Consider the following 17,608-nt stretch of genomic DNA (forward strand, 5'->3'; position numbering starts at 1 on the left):
ACAGACTCAATGAAATATCAGAAATATAAAAATATTTTCAAATCACAATATCTTTTTCAACTAAATTCATGTTTTTAACCTGAGTTAATGTGAAAATGAATTGGATATAAATACTCTCTGGTGAGCCAAACCATATTTGTTTTTGGATGTACGGGACAAGACGGATCATTGATTTGCCAATCCCTGCTTAAAAAAAAATTTAAAGTCATTGGATTTTCAAGAAAATCAGACCCAAACAGAAACAACCATGAATTATTAGGAATTAGTAAGGATTTTGAAATTCATCAAATTGATTTCAAAAACCCTAAAGTAATCAAAAAAGCTATTGACAGATTTCATCCCTCTGAAATCTATAATCTTGGGGCACAATCATCTGTTGGGAAATCATATGTAGAAGTAAGCGAAACACTTGAAAGCATCGTTAATGCCACAGTCAACATCCTTCAGTCATCCAAAGAAGTTCAATATGACGGCAAAATATTTTTTGCCGGGAGTGGTGAGATTTATGGCGAAACAAATTTAGCTGCCAAACGCTCTACTCCTCCAAATCCACAAAGTCCTTATGGAATTGCAAAGGCGTGTTGCCTGAATTATGTAAAATTCTATAGAGAAGTTTATAAATTGAACTGTGTCTCAGGAATATTATTTAATCATGAATCAATTCTTCGTTCAGATCAATTTGTAACTAAAAAAATAATTAAAAATGCACTAAAGTGTCTAAAAAATAAAAATCATAAGCTGAAAGTTGGAAACATTGATATTGCTAGAGATTGGGGTTGGGCTGATGAATATGTTGAAGCAATGCAAATTATAACAAGATCAAAAATTTTAAAGGATCAAATAATTTGCACAGGCACTCTTACAAAGTTAAAAGATTTTATACAGATTACCTTCGAGAAACTAGGCTTGAAATGGGAAGATTACGTCGAAATTGATAAAAAACTTTTTCGCAGATCAGAAATATCTCGAAACTTCGGTAATCCAATACAATTGAAACAAGAGTTGGGTTGGGAATCTAGGTTGAAGATTAGTCAAATCATAGAGAATATGATCAATCATGAAATAATTTTCTGCAAAGATAATATCAACTCAACGCATTAATTATTCCTTGTAATCTAATACCAAGAGAACTAAAAGAATGTTCTTTTCTCCAAGTTGCAAATGCAGAAGAATTAATATTCTGATTTCTAAAATTACTACCTTTTACAAACCAATCTTGAATTCCTTTAGCAATATCTTCGGAGCTCAAACCCGGCAATTCATAAATTACAGGTTTAACGTCATCAAAAATTGATAAAGGTGTTACTGCTACAGGAGTTCCACTGGCTAACCCCTGTCTGATTGCACCACTACAAGACTCATTAGAATACTGGTAAGGATAAACAATTAAATCGACTTTGGACAAACATTCAAGTGTCGAAATATCGTCATGATAATGATTATCTATAGAAACATATTCCTTCAAATCAAGTTGTTCTATTAATGATACTAATTGATTATAAAACCAGATATAATCTTGGCTATAACTTGCAGTTCTTAAATTCAAACTGACATTTAATTTTTTATCTCTTAAAATCTTAACTGCATATATCAATTCAGGAAAACCTTTATTGGGCAGGCAAAAACCATAACTTGCTAATTTTATTTTATTTTCTATATGACTTTTATTATTTAAAACATAGGAAGTATAGGACTTTTCTTTTTTATCTAAATTCATATTAAAAGGTAAAATTCCATGAGGGAAAAGACAAACATTTTTAGTTAATTCTATGAGTTTTAATCGATTCAAATCATTTGGTGAGTGAACCATCAAGCGATCACATTTAATTAGGGCATCTTTGATATTAGAGAGCTTTCTATTAGGGTCAAATTTAGGATCAGAAGTGGCATGTAGAAATATAATCACAGAGATAGATTTGCTTTTTAAAAAATCTATTAACTCTTTCAATTCAGAGAAATCATAAAGCCCATAATTAAATTGTATTACTAATGTTGTAATTTTATCTCTTATAATAGATCTTTTTAAATCAATTAATGGTCTATTAATGCTCCAACATCTATTTACATTTTTTTCATCAGTTTCCGTTATTTCTTCATCTATTGGAGCATAAATCTTTACTTCTGTAACTAAGTTTTGTATTAGATAGCGAGAGTATGAAGCCAAGCCACATCGAGAATTCCAAGTTGTTACCCAACCAACTCTTAATGAATTCTTTTTTCTCTTAACTGCTTGAAAATTATTGAATATATATAAATTCTCTTTAACACAATTATCCCATGTCAGAGCTAGAACACGCTCCTTAGCGAGTAATGTTTTAGACTTAATATCGTTGATAGAGGTATTATAAATCTCCTTCATTAACAATGCACAATCCTCTGCACGTGGTTCCGCCCAGGCCGAAGAAAACATATTAAAGTGTGACTTTGAATAGGCAAATTTATAGTCTATTAACCAAGCATTAGAGCTATCAATAAAGTCAAGTTGCCCCCCCCAAGCAGTTGTCATTACTGGTATTTCTAAAGCCATCGCTTCAGCTATTGGGAGACCAAATCCTTCTCCATGACTAGGCGCTATTAAGCAATCTGATTGAAGATATAATGACTTGATTTGAGGAAGTTTTAAGTCCTCCTCAATAACTACAACATGAGGATATTTATCATTAATTGATTGATGATATTTTAGTAATTTGAAAACATTATTATGTGGATTGGGAAATGTTTTAATTATTAAACTTACATTATCATCCTTAGAAAAACTGTTTCCATAAGCTTCTAATAAACAATCGATCCCTTTTCTTGGGAAACAAGAAGAGATATGTAAAAATTTATATTTTTTTGCATGAATAACATAACTAGTGTCTACTTTAATTTTCCTAATATGATCAATACCTAAAGAACAAATATGGATTGGAATAGAAACACCATTATCTATTAAAGTTTTTTTGACTTGAGCAGACATAACTGTTATGCCCTGTAGATATTGATTAAAATCATTGACCCAATCAGCAGGGAAACCAGTTTCTTCCCAACCATATGCATGCAAACAATTAAATCGAGAATCCATATCATGAACCCGAGGAGGATACATGTTTCGACTGAGAATGAATTTTTTATTTTGTTTGCTTTGTGACGAATTAAATAAATTAAATAATGCTGGATGGTCCTTTAAAAATAAATAATCTATCTTATAGTCACCTAACCCTTCAGTAATATTTATTTTTAAATTTAAATTATTATATTCATTAGCTGCAAGTGCAATTTCTTGATTCAATATTGATAAACTATAATTGGAATCAAATGGACCTTCTATCTGCCAATTTATAGACTTATTTTTATTAAATTGAAAAGCTCTTAAGTCTAAATCAAATTCTACTTGTATTAAATGAATGCAGGTTGATATAACCCTTACTAATTTCTTCAAATGCATATCCTCAGAACAAGTAGCCAAATCAGAAATGAGTGAATCTAGAATTAAGTTATAAGATGATCTTTTATATTCTGAAATCAAATTCCAATCATCAAATCTAATAGAATTAGATTTTTTCGATTGAACTAATTGCTCTAATTTCTCCAATACAAGATTGGCAGTAATATCCCATGAAAAAAAAGATGATCTTTCTTTTGAATTCTTCTTAAGATTATTCAATAATATTTGATTCTCCAAACAATTTTCTATTAATAAAGTAATTTCATCAATGTTATAAGGATTAAATGTATAAGTACTTTCTCCAAGTATTTCGGGAATACTTGTTCTATTAGATGCAATAACAGGAGCACCACATGACATTGCTTCTAAAACTGGAAGGCCAAAACCCTCATGAATTGATGGGAAAACAAATAGACTGCAATTACGATACAGTGCCGCTAATTCTTCATCGGTTACAAAACCCATCAACAATAATTGATCATCACTAATCTCAAATTGATCTCGCCAAGAATATATATCCTTTAATGCAGACTCTCCTATTTCACCAACTAGAATTATTTTATAAGTTGTTTTTAAGTTATCTTTTAACAATGAATAAGATTTAAGTAATCGCTTTAGATTCTTTCTAGGATCTGCTGCACCACAATATAAAATATATAGACCTAAGTTTTTTTCTCTAAATAACTTATCTGCCTGATTAACATTAGGATTAAAGATTTCTTTATTACATCCAGATGAAATATTAAAAATAAGATTAGGATCAAGACTTGTTAATCTTTTAAGTTCATTTTTTGTAAATTCAGAGTTTGTCAAAAAACAATCTATTGAACTTAACTCCTCTAGCATATTTAAGTAAAATTGTTTATAACCTAAATTAATATCTAGATAATCTTTTGGATGCGAAAGAGGTATTAAATCATGAATTACACTAGCTACTGGTGGTAAATTAAATTTATGATCTAATGAAATCACAGATTGATCATTATATCCATCAAAAAAACTAGTTAAAAGTAAAATATCTCCATTGATCAGTGATAATGCATAAGATCTTAATTTCTTAGCCACTTCAAAGCGAACTTGATTATTTGATACTTCTAATACATTTAAGTTAGGTCCATACCACTTAACATAAGAGACACGATTTTTAAATTCTAATAGTTCCTCTTCAAAATCACTGCTAATATTATTTAAACATGCATTAGCAAATAATATAAATTCATGATTGATAGAAATTCTTATTAATTTTTTGATTAATGATAAAGAGTATCTACCAATTCCTCTTACACGATGTCCATCTAATTGACAACCCTGTAGATCAATAATTATTTTCATTCTGAATAAGATCTCCTATCTAACAAAAGCATTAAATCTTGGTTAATTTTTTTAGCTTTAGAGGAAGATGAATACATTGATAGAAGTCTACTTTCATAATCAATTTGATTCGAATTTACTACTTCAGAAGAATATTGAATATTAAGATCTTTTTTTAGATTTTTTAAATTTTTTATATTGATATACCTGCTAATGATTCTTTTCGTAAAAAAAGAAAATCCAACATACTCTAAAATCTTAATTGTCAGTTTTAAAATTTTATGAATAGTTTTTCTTAAAGTATTACCAAAAAAAGGACTAACTAAAATACTAGATTTAGTAAAATGATCAAATACTTTCCAGAAAAGAAGCTTAATAATAGAATAAATTTTTTTTCTTAATCGAAAAAAAATAATTTTGAATTTTAAAAAATTATAAATTTGTTTTTTCATAAGTTTTGAAATTAAATCTGGTTTATTAACAAATTATGTTACCTTTTTAATTCAAAAGTAAATCTATACTCGTTGATTCAAAGTCTAAATCCATCATCAAACCCAAACTCCTATTCAGTATACCTAATCAAGTACTCGTGAAAACAAAACATCAAATACGTAATTCAATATAATCCTTGAGCGTACAAGTTATATTACTAAGAAACGTATGAATTTATTCAATGATTGGTGAATTAAATTCAAGTATAAATGAACCACTTAAGAGGGAAATATGCGTGATAAAGCATACTACTGGAGCACCTGGCTTAAGGTTTCTAGGCTTAGGTCCATTTTTCATTCCAAGTAACGGTCTAAAAAAGCTAAAAAATCTTTTAGATCTTAATACCTCTTGGGCTAAAGGAAGAGATGAAAACCAGTTAAAAACAATGTTAGCAAATAGTGATGTTGTAATAACACTATGGAATTGCAAAAAACTTATAGGCTTCGGAAGAGCAACGAGTGATTACAGTTTTCGAGCTGTTTTATGGGATGTCGTAGTAACAGATGACCTGCAAGGATATGGATACGGAAAAATCATAGTAAAAACCTTATTAAATTCTAAGGCCATTAAGAAAGCAAAAAAAATTTATCTTATGACCACAAAAAGCAGTGATTTTTATCAGCAATTAGGTTTTAAAATAGTCAAAAATCAAGATCTGATGTTATTAGAAAAACTATAAATATATTTATTATGTTTAATAGATTTATATCATTTTTATGTCTTATAAATTAGAAATATTATTAGCTTATTTATCTATTAATGACTGCAAATTTTTCACTTATTTAATTAATATTTTTAGATTAATTAAATATTTTCCTTTCTTGATTAATTAAAATTATAAGCTTTGGAAAAGTTTTCATTTAGGTTATATTTTAAATTTTATTCAACTGTAAAGATTCAAAAGTTATTGAAACAAAATGTTTATATAAGCGGATGAAGAGATTCGAACTCTCGACATTCTCCTTGGCAAGGAGATGCTCTACCACTGAGCTACATCCGCATAAAGAATATAATTCGCTTACAAGCATGCCTCAAAAGAGGTTAAAAGGTCAAATGATCTTTTCAATTGAAAATTTGTTTAACTCAAAGACTTCATTAGGGATCCCATTTCCAACGCTTGCAAAGCATAATTCCATCCAAGATTATTCTTAATGCCTGCCCTCTCCAAAGCCTGTTGCATTGTGTCAGTAGTTAGCACACCAAATATTATTGGAACTCCTGTTTCTCTAGAGACAGTTGCTATCCCTTTGCTTGCTTCTGATATAACAACATCAAAGTGAGGAGTATCACCCCTAATGACTGCGCCCAAGGTAATAATGACCTCATATTTTCCTCTCCTAGCCAATTCTTGAGAAATAATTGGCAACTCAAATGACCCTGGCACCCATGCAATATCTAACTGATTACTTGTTTCTGTTACATCAATACCATGTCTAGACAAACAATCAAGACAACCGCTTAAAAGTTTATTGGTAATTAAGTCATTAAATCTTGCTACAACAATAGCCGCTTTTAAAGACGATGATTTTTCAAAGGTACCTTCTATCGTTGCCATTTTTTAAGGCTTTTAATACCTTTTAACAGTAACCTCTTATGCGTAAATTTAAAACCACAATTAAAAAAAACTATCTATATAAGCATTTTTGTAAACTACGAAACTTAGACACTCATTTGATGAGTGATGTATTCACCAACTAAGGCTTGAAGAAGAACTAGATGGAACCAGACTCCTGCTAGGATTTCTATCTTTTTAATGTTGGGATTTCTATTGTCCTCAGGATTGGTTTGTGTCATGTAAAAAACAGGAACACCAATCACCAAAAGCAATGATGAAAACAAAAGCGCGTTCGCAACGATTGAATTAATAGCCAACATAGTTGAACTTGCAGAAAATTCTCTAATCCAATAATTGTCCCATGTAACTGTTTTTTTGAGGTATTCCTCTTCATATTTGTAGCGAGGCTTCACATGCAAAAATAATTAATTCTTCTAATATGCATTGATTAAGCGATTAGTGTTGAAATGGCTGCCAGCCCAAATCCCATTCAAGGCAGTCTATTTGAAGAAAAAGAGCCGAGCGTTCTTAGTAAAAATGAGCAAGATGAAACTCTTGATATTTCGAACGAGAATCTTTCAAATCATCAACTAAAAAATGATGCCTTAGCAAGGCCCCGCGTACAAAGAGGGCCTCAAAAGGCTAATCAGATAATTGATCCAAATACTTTTTCTACCTCTGAAATCGAAGACCCTAAATGGTCACACCATAATTTACCCAAAATTGATGATCTTACTCCTGCATTAAGACACTACGTTGAGCTCAAAATTGAAAATCCTGAACGCGTTCTGCTTTATAGACTTGGAGATTTCTTCGAATGTTTTTTTGAAGATGCAATAAAACTCTCACAGCTTTTGGAAATCACACTAACAAGCAAAGAAGGTGGAAAAAAAATTGGCAAAGTCCCAATGGCTGGCATACCGCACCATGCATCTGATCGTTACTGCACAGAACTAATTAAGAAAGGGCTTTCAATAGCGATTTGCGATCAACTTGAAGCGGCCCCATCGAAAGGAAATAAATTAATCAAACGAGGAATCACTAGATTAATAACTCCTGGCACCGTTTTGGAAGAAGGAATGTTAAGTGCAAAACAAAATAACTGGTTAGCTTCTGTTCTAATAGAATCCAACTCAAATCCAGAAATAATTAATTGGTCTCTAGCAAAAATAGATGTCAGTACAGGTGAATTTATAGTTCAAGAAGGTAGAGACACTAATAATTTACGTCAAGAGTTAATTAAATTAAAAGCAGCCGAAGTCATATCAGAAAAAACCTCCATTTCCAATAAAAGCTGGTTTGAAGGAATAATAGAAATAACTGAATTTAATCAAACGTCATTTTCAAAATTCGAAGCTGAAATAGCCATTAAAAATCATTATGAACTTAATGAGATTAATGGATTAGGAATAGATTCTAATTCTATATCGATCAAAACAATTGGAGGATTAATATCCTATTTAAATAAAACTCATCCAAATCTAAACATCGAAAATGAAAAAAGAATTAAGACAAACATATGTATTGATTATCCTCACATAAAAAAGAACAAATTAGGTTTAATTATAGATAATCAAACACGCAGAAATCTAGAAATAACTACAACTCAAAAAAATGGGCAATTTCATGGTTCATTACTGTGGGCTATTGATAGAACATTAACGGCCATGGGAGGAAGATGTATAAGAAGGTGGTTAGATGAACCGTTAATCGATATCTCCGCCATTAAGAATAGACAAGATATAATTGGCTTACTAGTTGAATCATCGAATTTAAGAAGGAATATTCGTAAAATACTACGATCTATGGGTGACCTAGAGCGCCTTTCAGGTAGAGCAGGCGCACAACAAGCAGGAGCGAGAGATTTAGTTGCAATTGCAGAGGGTATTAACCGTTTACCTTTAATTAAAAAGCATTTAAAAGACTCAATATTTGAAAAAACAAAATATTTTGAATCTGTTATAAATTTAGATAAAGAATTATTAGAAATTGCTTCAAAAATAAATAATGAAATAATAGAAAATCCTCCCCTTAGCCTCACAGACGGTGGCCTAATTTATGATGGTGTAAATCCTATTCTCGACGGACTTCGAAACCAACTTGATGATCAAAATTCATGGCTCAAATCTCAAGAATTAAAGGAAAGAAAGATTAGTAATATTAATAGTTTGAAACTTCAATATCATCGTTCTTTTGGATACTTTTTAGCAGTTAGCAAATCAAAAGCGCTTAATGTTCCAGATCACTGGATCAGAAGACAAACCCTAACTAATGAAGAACGTTTTGTGACTCCTGGTCTTAAGGAAAGAGAAGGAAAAATCTTCCAAATCAGGGCACGCATATCTCAACTTGAATATGAAATTTTTTGTAAGCTTAGAATTCTTGTTGGAAATAAATCCAATATTATTAGAAAGGCTGCAAAAGCAATTTCTTGCTTAGATGTTTTATCTGGCTTAGCAGAATTAGCAGCTACAAGTGACTACGTCAAACCTCAAATAGTTGAAAATGAAAATAAAAAAAAATCAAGAAAATTATCAATTGTAAAAGGTCGTCACCCTGTAGTTGAACAAATTCTAGTTGATAAAGTTTTCGTTGCTAATGATGTCGATCTTGGCTCTAAAACTGATCTAATAATTCTTTCAGGGCCAAACGCCAGTGGTAAAAGCTGCTACTTAAGACAAGTAGGCCTCTTGCAAATAATGGCTCAAATTGGAAGTTGGATCCCAGCCAAATCAGCACAAATTGGCATCTCTGATCAACTATTCACACGTGTTGGAGCAGTAGATGATTTGGCTTCAGGCCAATCAACTTTCATGGTTGAAATGATTGAAACAGCCTTCATTCTTAATAATGCGACTGAAAACTCGTTAGTTTTATTAGATGAGATTGGACGAGGTACTTCAACTTTTGATGGCTTATCTATTGCCTGGGCGGTAAGCGAATTCCTAGCCAAAAATATTAAAAGTCGTTCAATCTTTGCAACTCATTATCATGAGTTAAATCAAATTTCTGAATATATAAATAATGTAGAAAATTACCAAGTTCTTGTTCAATATAAAAATAATTCACTTTCATTTCTTCACAAAGTTGCAAAAGGAGGGGCAAATAAAAGCTATGGAATTGAAGCTGCTCGGCTTGCGGGAGTACCTAAAGAAGTAGTCAAAGACGCAAAGAAAATTTTAAATAATCTTGAGGAAAATAGCTCCAAAAATATTCAGGTTACCCAACCAATTAAAAGCTATAAATAACAATTATTTTTATAGTTCAAGTCTCAGCAGCTCTCAATAATGCATTGGTAGCAGCTGCAGCTAAAGATGCTCCTCCTTTAGAACCATCCAAGACAATATATGAACATTCACTATTCAATAAACGACTTTTACTCTCTGAAACACCTATAAATCCAACTGGCATTCCAATAATTAAACTTGGTGTTGCGTAACCAGATTCAACAAGATCTAATAAAGAAATTAAAGCTGTGGGCGAACTCCCAATCACTACTATTGGAGGGGTTAATAACTTCTCTTTCTCTTTAAAATCTAACCAAATTTTTCTCATACCAATTTCACTTCTAGTTGTGACACTTGAATCAATTGACTTAGGAGCCATACCCAAAATGCATTGAATATCGGAATTTATAGTCCTTTTAGCCATTGGTGATATTGCCGACTTTGCCATATAAGTATCAGTTAAAATCGTGGCACCATTTTGCAATGCATTAATCCCATTCTCACAAGCACTGGGACTGAACTTCAGGCATGATTGCAGGGTAAAGTCACCACTGGAATGAATAATACGTTCTAAAATTGATTGCTGAACCGTATCCAGCTGAGTAATGCCTAGTTTAGATCTAATATATTTTATACTTTCTAGAAAAATTGGATGTTCTGGTGTTTTCACTGTAAATTTCTTTGGCTAATTTAAGATCAAAATCCTTTTAATAACATATATCTAAGTCATGCCAATACATTTAATATGGGGTGATGATTATGAAGCCTGTAACAGGGAAACAGAAAAAATAATTCAAACAGTTATTGAACCATCATGGAAAAGTTTTAACTACAGTCAAATAGATGGAAATGACCCAAAACAAAATTTCAGAGCCCTAGAAGAGGTTCAAAGCGCCCCTTTAGGAAGCGGAGGTAGAGTTGTACTAGTTAGAAGAAGCCCTTTTTGTAACGGATGTTCTATTGAACTAGCTAATAAACTGGAACAAGCAATTAAATTAATACCTGATAATACACATCTAATTTTATATAATTCAAATAAACCAGACAAAAGACTTAAGACCACAAAGTTAATAGAAAAAAGTATAAAATCAAATCCCTTTTCACAAGAAAAAAGTTTTATTCTTCCGCTGCCATGGGATATCAATGGACAACGGAATCTAGTCAAAAGTATTTTACATCAATTAAATCTAAAAATGAATTATGAAACAATTGATTTGATAGTAGAAAGTATAGGAAATGATAGCTCTTTAATTAATGCAGAGCTTCAAAAACTCTCATTATTTTCTGAGACAATTGATAAAAAATTGAATACAAATGAACCAAGAGAAATCTCAAAAGAACTAGTCAAAAAACTAATTCAAAATAATTCCACTAATGCACTCGAAATTGCCAATTTCCTACTGAAAGAAGAGAGAATTATAGCTCTAAATAAAATTCAATCCTTACTTCAAAATGGAGAACCAGCTTTAAGATTAATTACAACGCTAACTGGTCAATCAAGAGGATGGCTTTGGGTACATCTATTAGATTCGCAGGGAAATCAGGACGTCAAAGAAATAGCCAAATTTGCTGGAATCGCTAATCCAAAACGTATTTATGTAATTCGCAAACAAATTCAAGGCAAATCGTTGGAGTCATTGCTGACATTAATGAAAAAACTTTTAAAAATCGAAGCGGCAATAAAATCAGGAATCAATCCAATCGATTCTTTTAAAGATAATCTGCTAACAGAAAGTAAAATTTTGACTAATAACTGAAATAATCAACAAGTTATCGAGAGTTCAATGACATTGCTGGTTCAAAAATATGGCGGCACCTCTCTCGGAAGCGTTGAGCGAATAAAAGCTGTCGCGCAAAGAATCAAATTAAATAAAGAGAAAGGCAATGATCTGGTAGTTGTTGTTTCGGCGATGGGACATCAAACTGATGAGTTGACAAAACTAGCTTCAGAAATAACTCTTGACCCTCCTCATCGAGAAATGGATATGCTCCTATCAACTGGGGAACAAGTTTCAATATCATTATTGACAATGGCCCTGAATGAATTGGGCACTCCAGCAATCTCGTTAACTGGAACTCAGGCTGGAATTATCACAGAATCAGCTCATGGAAGAGCAAGAATACTCGATATAAAAACAGAACGAATAAAAAATCTCTTAGATCAAGGAAAAATCATAGTCATTGCTGGATTCCAAGGTACCAGTCTTGGCATAGGAGGAATTGCTGAAATCACAACTTTAGGAAGAGGAGGATCAGATACTTCTGCAGTCGCTTTAGCAGCATCTCTGGGGGCGGCAAAATGTGAAATTTATACCGATGTTCCAGGCGTTTTAACAACTGATCCAAGAATTGTTAAAAATGCAAAATTAATGAAAAATATTAGTTGTGATGAAATGTTAGAGCTGGCTAGCCTTGGAGCAGCTGTTTTGCATCCTCGAGCAGTTGAAATAGCCAGAAATTTCGGGGTAACTCTTGTTGTGAAGTCAAGTTGGGACAACCTTGATGGAACGACTCTAACAAGTAAAAAGAATCATGTTTTTTCTAAAGGTGGGATAGAACATCGTAGTCCTGTCGATGGGTTAGAACTTGTTGAAAATCAAGCAGTAGTAGCTTTATCAAATATTCCAGATCGTCCAGGAATTGCTGCTGAGCTTTTTGAATCTTTATCAGGAGGTGGAGTAAATGTCGATCTCATTATTCAAGCAACACACCAGATCAATTCTAACGATATTACTTTTACTGTTAGAGAAACTGAATTAAATAATGCACTAACTCAATGTAAAAAACTCATTAATATTATTGGAGGTGAAATATCGTCTCAACAGGGTCTAACAAAACTAAGCATTTATGGAGCTGGAATAATGGGGAGGCCTGGAATAGCATCATCTCTATTCCAAACTCTATCTGATTCTGCTATTAATATAAGACTGATAGCAACTAGTGAAGTCAAAGTAAGTTGTGTTATTGATGCAGATTTAGGAAAAAAAGCATTACGTAATGTAGGAGAAGTTTTCAAGCTAACTGATAAACAAATCACTCTGAATCCTTCGGTTGAAAATAACAATGAGCCCGAAGTAAGGGGTGTGGCTTTAGACAAAGATCAAATACAAATTTGCGTGAAGAATGTTCCAGATAAGCCAGGGACTGCTTCCACTATTTGTTCCACATTAGCTGAGAAAAACATCAGTTTAGATACAATAGTTCAATCAGAAAGAAAGCATAAAGATAAAACAAAAGATATTAGTTTCACATTAAAGAAAAATGATAGAAGCCAGGCTAAATATGCCTTGGAAGAATTGATTTCAAATTGGCAGGGTTCAAAACTCGAAGAAGGGGAAGCCATAGTTCGAATTAGCGCAGTAGGATCTGGTATGCCTTTTACAAAAGGAACAGCCGGTAAAATATTTAGAGCACTAGCAAATCAAAAAATCAATATCGAAATGATAGCAACGAGCGAAATAAGAACAACTTGTATTATCTCAGAAAAATATGGTGAAAAAGCATTAAATGAAATTCATTCTTATTTTAAATTAGGAAAGAATGAAAGCTAAAAAATATGTCATTTACCCACTAACCGATGCCTTAATTTTTTTATACGATCTCTTAGAATTGCAGCTTTTTCAAAATCTAGATCCTTAGCTGTTATTTTCATTTTAGATTCCAATTTTTCAATTAATTCAGGCAGAGATTCTAAAGATACTCCGCTATCAGAATCTTTAGAACTATGATCTATCAACTTATCAGCAATATCAACAAAATCATCCGTGCTTCCATCTTGATTTAATCTTCTTGAAAGCTCTAAAAAAGAAAGAATTGAATTATTTGCTTTCTTACCTGCTGGCTTAGGAGTTATTCCATTCTCTAAATTATAAGTATTTTGTATTTCACGACGTCTTTCAGTCTCACTAATAGCTTTGGCCATGGAATCGGTCATTTTATCTGCATAGAGCAAAGCCAAACCTTCAATATGCCTAGCTGCTCGACCAATTGTTTGTATCAAAGATCTTTGAGCTCTTAAAAATCCTTCTTTATCAGCATCGAGAATGACTACTAGTGAGACTTCAGGTAAATCTAAACCTTCTCTTAGAAGATTAACTCCTACTAGTACATCATATTCTCCCAGTCGTAAATCTTGTATAATTTCAATTCTCTCGATTGAATGAATCTCTGAATGTAAATAGCGAACTCTAATTTTATTTTCAGATAAATAATCTGTAAGATCTTCAGCCATTCTTTTAGTGAGGGTTGTGATAAGTACTCTTTGATTCTTAGAGACTCTTTTTCTAATTTCGAGCAACAAATCATCAACTTGACCATGTGTTGGACGTACTTCAACTAAAGGGTCTAAAACACCAGTAGGTCTTATAACTTGCTCAACTATATTTCCAGTACTTTTAGATAATTCCCAATCACCAGGGGTAGCACTTATAAAAACAGTTTGTTTTGCTTTATCCCAAAATTCTATATCCTTTAAAGGACGATTATCAGCAGCACTAGGTAATCTAAAGCCATGGTCTATTAATACTTTTTTTCTAGCCTGATCACCATTATACATAGCCCGTAATTGAGGACAAGTAACATGACTTTCATCAATAAGCAATAACCAGTCTTTAGGAAAATAATCAATTAGGCATTCTGGAGCAGAACCAGGTTCTCTTCCAGATAGATGACGAGCATAATTCTCAACTCCATTACAATATCCAACTTCTTTCAACATTTCTAAATCATAAATTGTTCGTTGTTCTAACCTTTGTGCTTCGAGTAATTTACCCTCTTGATTAAGAAATTCTAATCTATCTTTTAATTCTTTTTTTATTGCTTTAATTGCAGATTCTAAGCGATCTTTTGGCGTTACAAAATGTTTTGCTGGATATATATTAATTGAGTTAAGTTTCTTCAATATTTCTCCAGTAGTAGGATCGACATAGCTAATAGTTTCAACTTCATCTCCAAACAATTCAAGCCTTACAAGTCTGTCATCATATGCTGGTCCTATTTCTACTACATCTCCTCTAACTCTAAATCTACCTCTACTGATTTCAATATCATTACGTGTATATTGATTAGAGACTAATGATCTAAGACAAGATCTTAAATCAATACAGTGACCAACTTGAAACTTTACAGAAGCCTTTAAATATTCACTTGGAATTCCTAAACCATATATACAACTAATTGAAGCAACAACTATGACATCATCTCGCTCGAATAAAGACCTAGTTGCGGAGTGACGTAACATATCAATTTCTTCATTAATAGATGAGGTCTTAGCTATGTAAGTATCACTTACTGGAACATAAGCTTCTGGCTGATAATAATCATAATATGAGATAAAATATTCAACTGCATTATCAGGAAAAAACTCTCTTAATTCATTACATAATTGAGCTGCAAGTGTTTTATTATGAGCCAAAACTAAGGCAGGTCTACCTGTTTGAGCAATCAAATTAGCTATCGTAAAAGTCTTACCTGTTCCAGTTGCACCTAATAAAGTTTGAAATTTTTGCCCATCATTTACCCCTCCAACTAACCCTTTAATAGCTTCAGGTTGATCACCTTTTGGAACATAAGGGGCTTTAAGTTTATATTCTGGCATATTCTTATTTAATTCTAAAAAAAGATAAACTTATTAATTCCATACTCTTCATATTGTTATCAAACAAAAGTTTAAATTAACTTAGGAAATTGATTGGTTAATCTTAGCAACCAATTTAGATGTATCTAGGGCCTGTCGAAGACCTTTAACGGTTGCAATCATAGCTAATTCCGTATTCAATTTATTGACAGCTGTCCCAATCCCAACTCCATTAGCTCCAACTGATATGGCCATAGGAGCAGTGACTTCAGACAGTCCAGAAGCAGACATTAAGGGCACATCATGTTGACTACCCTTTAAAGCTGATGATATGGCGACAGTCGCGGCCAAAGTAGGTGACGCTTTCTCTATTAAACCTAAAGTTCCAGGACTAATAGGATGCGAGCTTGTCCCTCCTTCTGTCTGAATTATATCGACCCCTCTATCAACAAGATCTAACGCTAATTGAGCTTGATTATCTAAAGTCAAAACATGGGGAACGGTTACTGATAAAACAACTTCAGGCAAAAGACGTCGAGATTCAACAGCTAATGAGAGCACCTCTTCAGCTGAGAAAAAACGCCCATCTGGATAAAAAGAATCAAAATTCCCAATCTCAATAATTGATGCTCCTGCTTTAACAGCTTTAGGGAAAAGTTTTGGTTCTACCGAACTTACGCATACAGGAATATTCGAAGCCTCCACAGCGAGCTCTACTAGTTTTGGTTCACACGCAATGTCCAATAAATCTGCACCCCCAAGACCTGCAGCTTTAGAAATTCGAAATACTGATTCTGGATTAAAATTATTTAATCCAGAAATTACTTTCAATAAAGATCTATTCTGAATACTTTTTTGAAGTGAAACTGGCAATGTCTGCAGGCGTGTCATAAAAACATCAACTATTAATCTGATTGTGACACTGACTCAGCAAAAGAACTTCAAAAAAGCGAATAGAGCTCTGAAACCAAAGCAAATGTCACAATCTTCCAACAACGACAGGCCTTGGAGTAAATGGCATATGCGTTTACACAAAAGGCTGAAACAAAATAAATCTCTTCTTCCTGTTAACTCAACACTTTTGTTAGCCATATCAGGTGGTCAAGATTCGATGGCCCTTCTCAAATTAATTATTGATCTAAAAAGGCTATATAAATGGCAAGTCGAAGTCTGGCATGGAGATCATAAATGGCACACTAAATCCAAGCAAATAGAAGAAGAACTAAAACTTTGGTGCCTAAATAAGCAAATACCATTTCACTCTAATAAAGCAAATAAAGAAGAAGTAGCTAATGAAGCAAAAGCAAGAGATTGGAGATATCAAAACCTATTAATGAAAGCTAATTTATTATCATCAAAAAATATATATTTTCCATATACGAGAATATTAACTGGTCATACAGCTACTGATCGAGCAGAAACGGTCATTATGAACTTAGCGAGAGGAAGCGATCTGATCGGACTGAGTACCCTTAAAGAACAAAGAACTTTAGAGAATAATATAGATTTAGTAAGACCTTTTCTGATCTTCAATAGAAACGAAACACTCGAAATTTGTAAAGAGTTTAATTTACCAATTTGGATTGATCCTTCAAATGAAAATATTAATTTAACAAGAAATAAAATTAGAAAAGAAGTTTTACCAATTTTAAATTCTATCTATCAAGGCGCAGACTCGAGGATAGCCTCCTTAGCTAGTAGGCTTGAAAGTATTAGCAAAGACCAACAATCATTAGCAAAAATAGCAATAGAATTTTGCCAAGGAGAAGACATCACTTCCCTATCCAGAAAAAAATTAATTGATTTCTCAAGCTCTATAAGAAAAATATTATTTTTTCATTGGCTGAATATGTTAGGAGTAACAAGAGTAACTTCTTTGCAAATCGAAGAAATCAATAGCAAAATATTAAAAAGCAAACCACCTGGCATAATCCATCTCCATGGAGACTTCATTATAAGATGGGATAAAGAAACTATTTATATATCAAATAAGGCTAATTAAACGAAACAAATATTCAGTT

At 32.4% G+C, this 17,608-nt stretch carries 13 protein-coding genes and 1 tRNA gene; 6 read left to right on the forward strand and 8 right to left on the reverse strand.

Features of this window, described 5'->3' with window-relative positions; translation table 11 throughout:
- The first annotated feature begins 120 nt into the window (after window positions 1-120).
- Window positions 121-1,101 (forward strand): GDP-mannose 4,6-dehydratase, encoded by a 981-nt coding sequence (locus tag O5640_RS07155; RefSeq protein ID WP_269611696.1) that lies wholly within the window; start codon window positions 121-123, stop codon window positions 1,099-1,101.
- On the opposite strand, the gene O5640_RS07160 is transcribed toward O5640_RS07155, so the two are convergent.
- The gene (locus O5640_RS07160) at window positions 1,085-4,759 is read right to left on the reverse strand and encodes a glycosyltransferase (RefSeq protein WP_269611697.1); all 3,675 of its coding nucleotides are present in this window, start codon (window positions 4,757-4,759) and stop codon (window positions 1,085-1,087) included. The two genes, O5640_RS07155 and O5640_RS07160, sit on opposite strands and share 17 nt — an antisense overlap.
- Entirely contained in the window at window positions 4,756-5,190 is a 435-nt protein-coding gene (locus O5640_RS07165) for a hypothetical protein (protein ID WP_269611698.1), read from the reverse strand. Before O5640_RS07165 ends, O5640_RS07160 begins: the two co-directional genes overlap by 4 nt.
- A 221-nt stretch (window positions 5,191-5,411) precedes the next feature.
- Here O5640_RS07165 and O5640_RS07170 point away from each other — a divergent pair, with 221 nt between their 5' ends.
- Window positions 5,412-5,909 carry a GNAT family N-acetyltransferase gene (locus tag O5640_RS07170; RefSeq protein ID WP_269611699.1) on the forward strand — a complete coding sequence of 166 codons (498 nt, stop codon included), beginning with the start codon at window positions 5,412-5,414 and terminating at the stop codon, window positions 5,907-5,909.
- 249 nt (window positions 5,910-6,158) lie between these two features.
- On the opposite strand, the gene O5640_RS07175 is transcribed toward O5640_RS07170, so the two are convergent.
- The 3 genes from O5640_RS07175 to psbZ form a co-directional block, all read right to left on the reverse strand.
- Window positions 6,159-6,230: transfer RNA gene (locus O5640_RS07175), tRNA-Gly, on the reverse strand.
- 78 nt (window positions 6,231-6,308) lie between these two features.
- Entirely contained in the window at window positions 6,309-6,785 is a 477-nt protein-coding gene (ribH, locus tag O5640_RS07180; protein ID WP_269611700.1) for a 6,7-dimethyl-8-ribityllumazine synthase, read from the reverse strand.
- A 104-nt stretch (window positions 6,786-6,889) separates the two neighbouring features.
- Complete coding sequence (gene psbZ / locus O5640_RS07185; RefSeq protein WP_269613821.1) at window positions 6,890-7,198, reverse strand: photosystem II reaction center protein PsbZ; 309 nt, start codon at window positions 7,196-7,198, stop codon at window positions 6,890-6,892.
- A gap of 54 nt (window positions 7,199-7,252) precedes the next feature.
- Here psbZ and mutS point away from each other — a divergent pair, with 54 nt between their 5' ends.
- Window positions 7,253-10,033 carry a DNA mismatch repair protein MutS gene (gene mutS, locus O5640_RS07190; RefSeq protein WP_269611701.1) on the forward strand — a complete coding sequence of 927 codons (2,781 nt, stop codon included), beginning with the start codon at window positions 7,253-7,255 and terminating at the stop codon, window positions 10,031-10,033.
- Window positions 10,034-10,049: 16 nt separating this feature from the next.
- Here mutS and O5640_RS07195 read toward each other — a convergent pair whose 3' ends face one another.
- Complete coding sequence (locus O5640_RS07195) at window positions 10,050-10,682, reverse strand: precorrin-8X methylmutase (RefSeq protein WP_269611702.1); 633 nt, start codon at window positions 10,680-10,682, stop codon at window positions 10,050-10,052.
- A 58-nt stretch (window positions 10,683-10,740) separates the two neighbouring features.
- Between O5640_RS07195 and holA the strand changes: the two genes are divergently transcribed.
- On the forward strand, window positions 10,741-11,769 hold the full coding sequence (holA, locus tag O5640_RS07200) for a DNA polymerase III subunit delta (protein WP_269611703.1): 1,029 nt from the start codon (window positions 10,741-10,743) through the stop codon (window positions 11,767-11,769).
- 27 nt (window positions 11,770-11,796) lie between these two features.
- On the forward strand, window positions 11,797-13,563 hold the full coding sequence (locus tag O5640_RS07205; RefSeq protein WP_269611704.1) for an aspartate kinase: 1,767 nt from the start codon (window positions 11,797-11,799) through the stop codon (window positions 13,561-13,563).
- Window positions 13,564-13,571: 8 nt separating this feature from the next.
- On the opposite strand, the gene uvrB is transcribed toward O5640_RS07205, so the two are convergent.
- Entirely contained in the window at window positions 13,572-15,608 is a 2,037-nt protein-coding gene (uvrB, locus tag O5640_RS07210; protein WP_269611705.1) for an excinuclease ABC subunit UvrB, read from the reverse strand.
- A gap of 81 nt (window positions 15,609-15,689) precedes the next feature.
- Complete coding sequence (locus O5640_RS07215) at window positions 15,690-16,478, reverse strand: DUF561 domain-containing protein (RefSeq protein WP_269611706.1); 789 nt, start codon at window positions 16,476-16,478, stop codon at window positions 15,690-15,692.
- Between the two features lie 130 nt (window positions 16,479-16,608).
- Here O5640_RS07215 and tilS point away from each other — a divergent pair, with 130 nt between their 5' ends.
- Complete coding sequence (gene tilS, locus O5640_RS07220; RefSeq protein WP_269613822.1) at window positions 16,609-17,589, forward strand: tRNA lysidine(34) synthetase TilS; 981 nt, start codon at window positions 16,609-16,611, stop codon at window positions 17,587-17,589.
- Window positions 17,590-17,608: the final 19 nt, after the last annotated feature.

This window comes from Prochlorococcus marinus str. MIT 0912 (assembly GCF_027359595.1).
Lineage (GTDB): Bacteria > Cyanobacteriota > Cyanobacteriia > PCC-6307 > Cyanobiaceae > Prochlorococcus_B > Prochlorococcus_B marinus_C.

Coding starts and splice junctions, on each gene's coding strand:
- O5640_RS07160 (WP_269611697.1), bottom strand. CDS start 4,759: ATGAAAATAATTATTGATCTACAGGGTTGTCAATTAGATGGACATCGT.
- O5640_RS07165 (WP_269611698.1), bottom strand. CDS start 5,190: ATGAAAAAACAAATTTATAATTTTTTAAAATTCAAAATTATTTTTTTT.
- O5640_RS07170 (WP_269611699.1), top strand. CDS start 5,412: ATGATTGGTGAATTAAATTCAAGTATAAATGAACCACTTAAGAGGGAA.
- ribH (WP_269611700.1), bottom strand. CDS start 6,785: ATGGCAACGATAGAAGGTACCTTTGAAAAATCATCGTCTTTAAAAGCG.
- mutS (WP_269611701.1), top strand. CDS start 7,253: ATGGCTGCCAGCCCAAATCCCATTCAAGGCAGTCTATTTGAAGAAAAA.
- holA (WP_269611703.1), top strand. CDS start 10,741: ATGCCAATACATTTAATATGGGGTGATGATTATGAAGCCTGTAACAGG.
- O5640_RS07205 (WP_269611704.1), top strand. CDS start 11,797: ATGACATTGCTGGTTCAAAAATATGGCGGCACCTCTCTCGGAAGCGTT.
- uvrB (WP_269611705.1), bottom strand. CDS start 15,608: ATGCCAGAATATAAACTTAAAGCCCCTTATGTTCCAAAAGGTGATCAA.
- O5640_RS07215 (WP_269611706.1), bottom strand. CDS start 16,478: ATGACACGCCTGCAGACATTGCCAGTTTCACTTCAAAAAAGTATTCAG.
- tilS (WP_269613822.1), top strand. CDS start 16,609: ATGCGTTTACACAAAAGGCTGAAACAAAATAAATCTCTTCTTCCTGTT.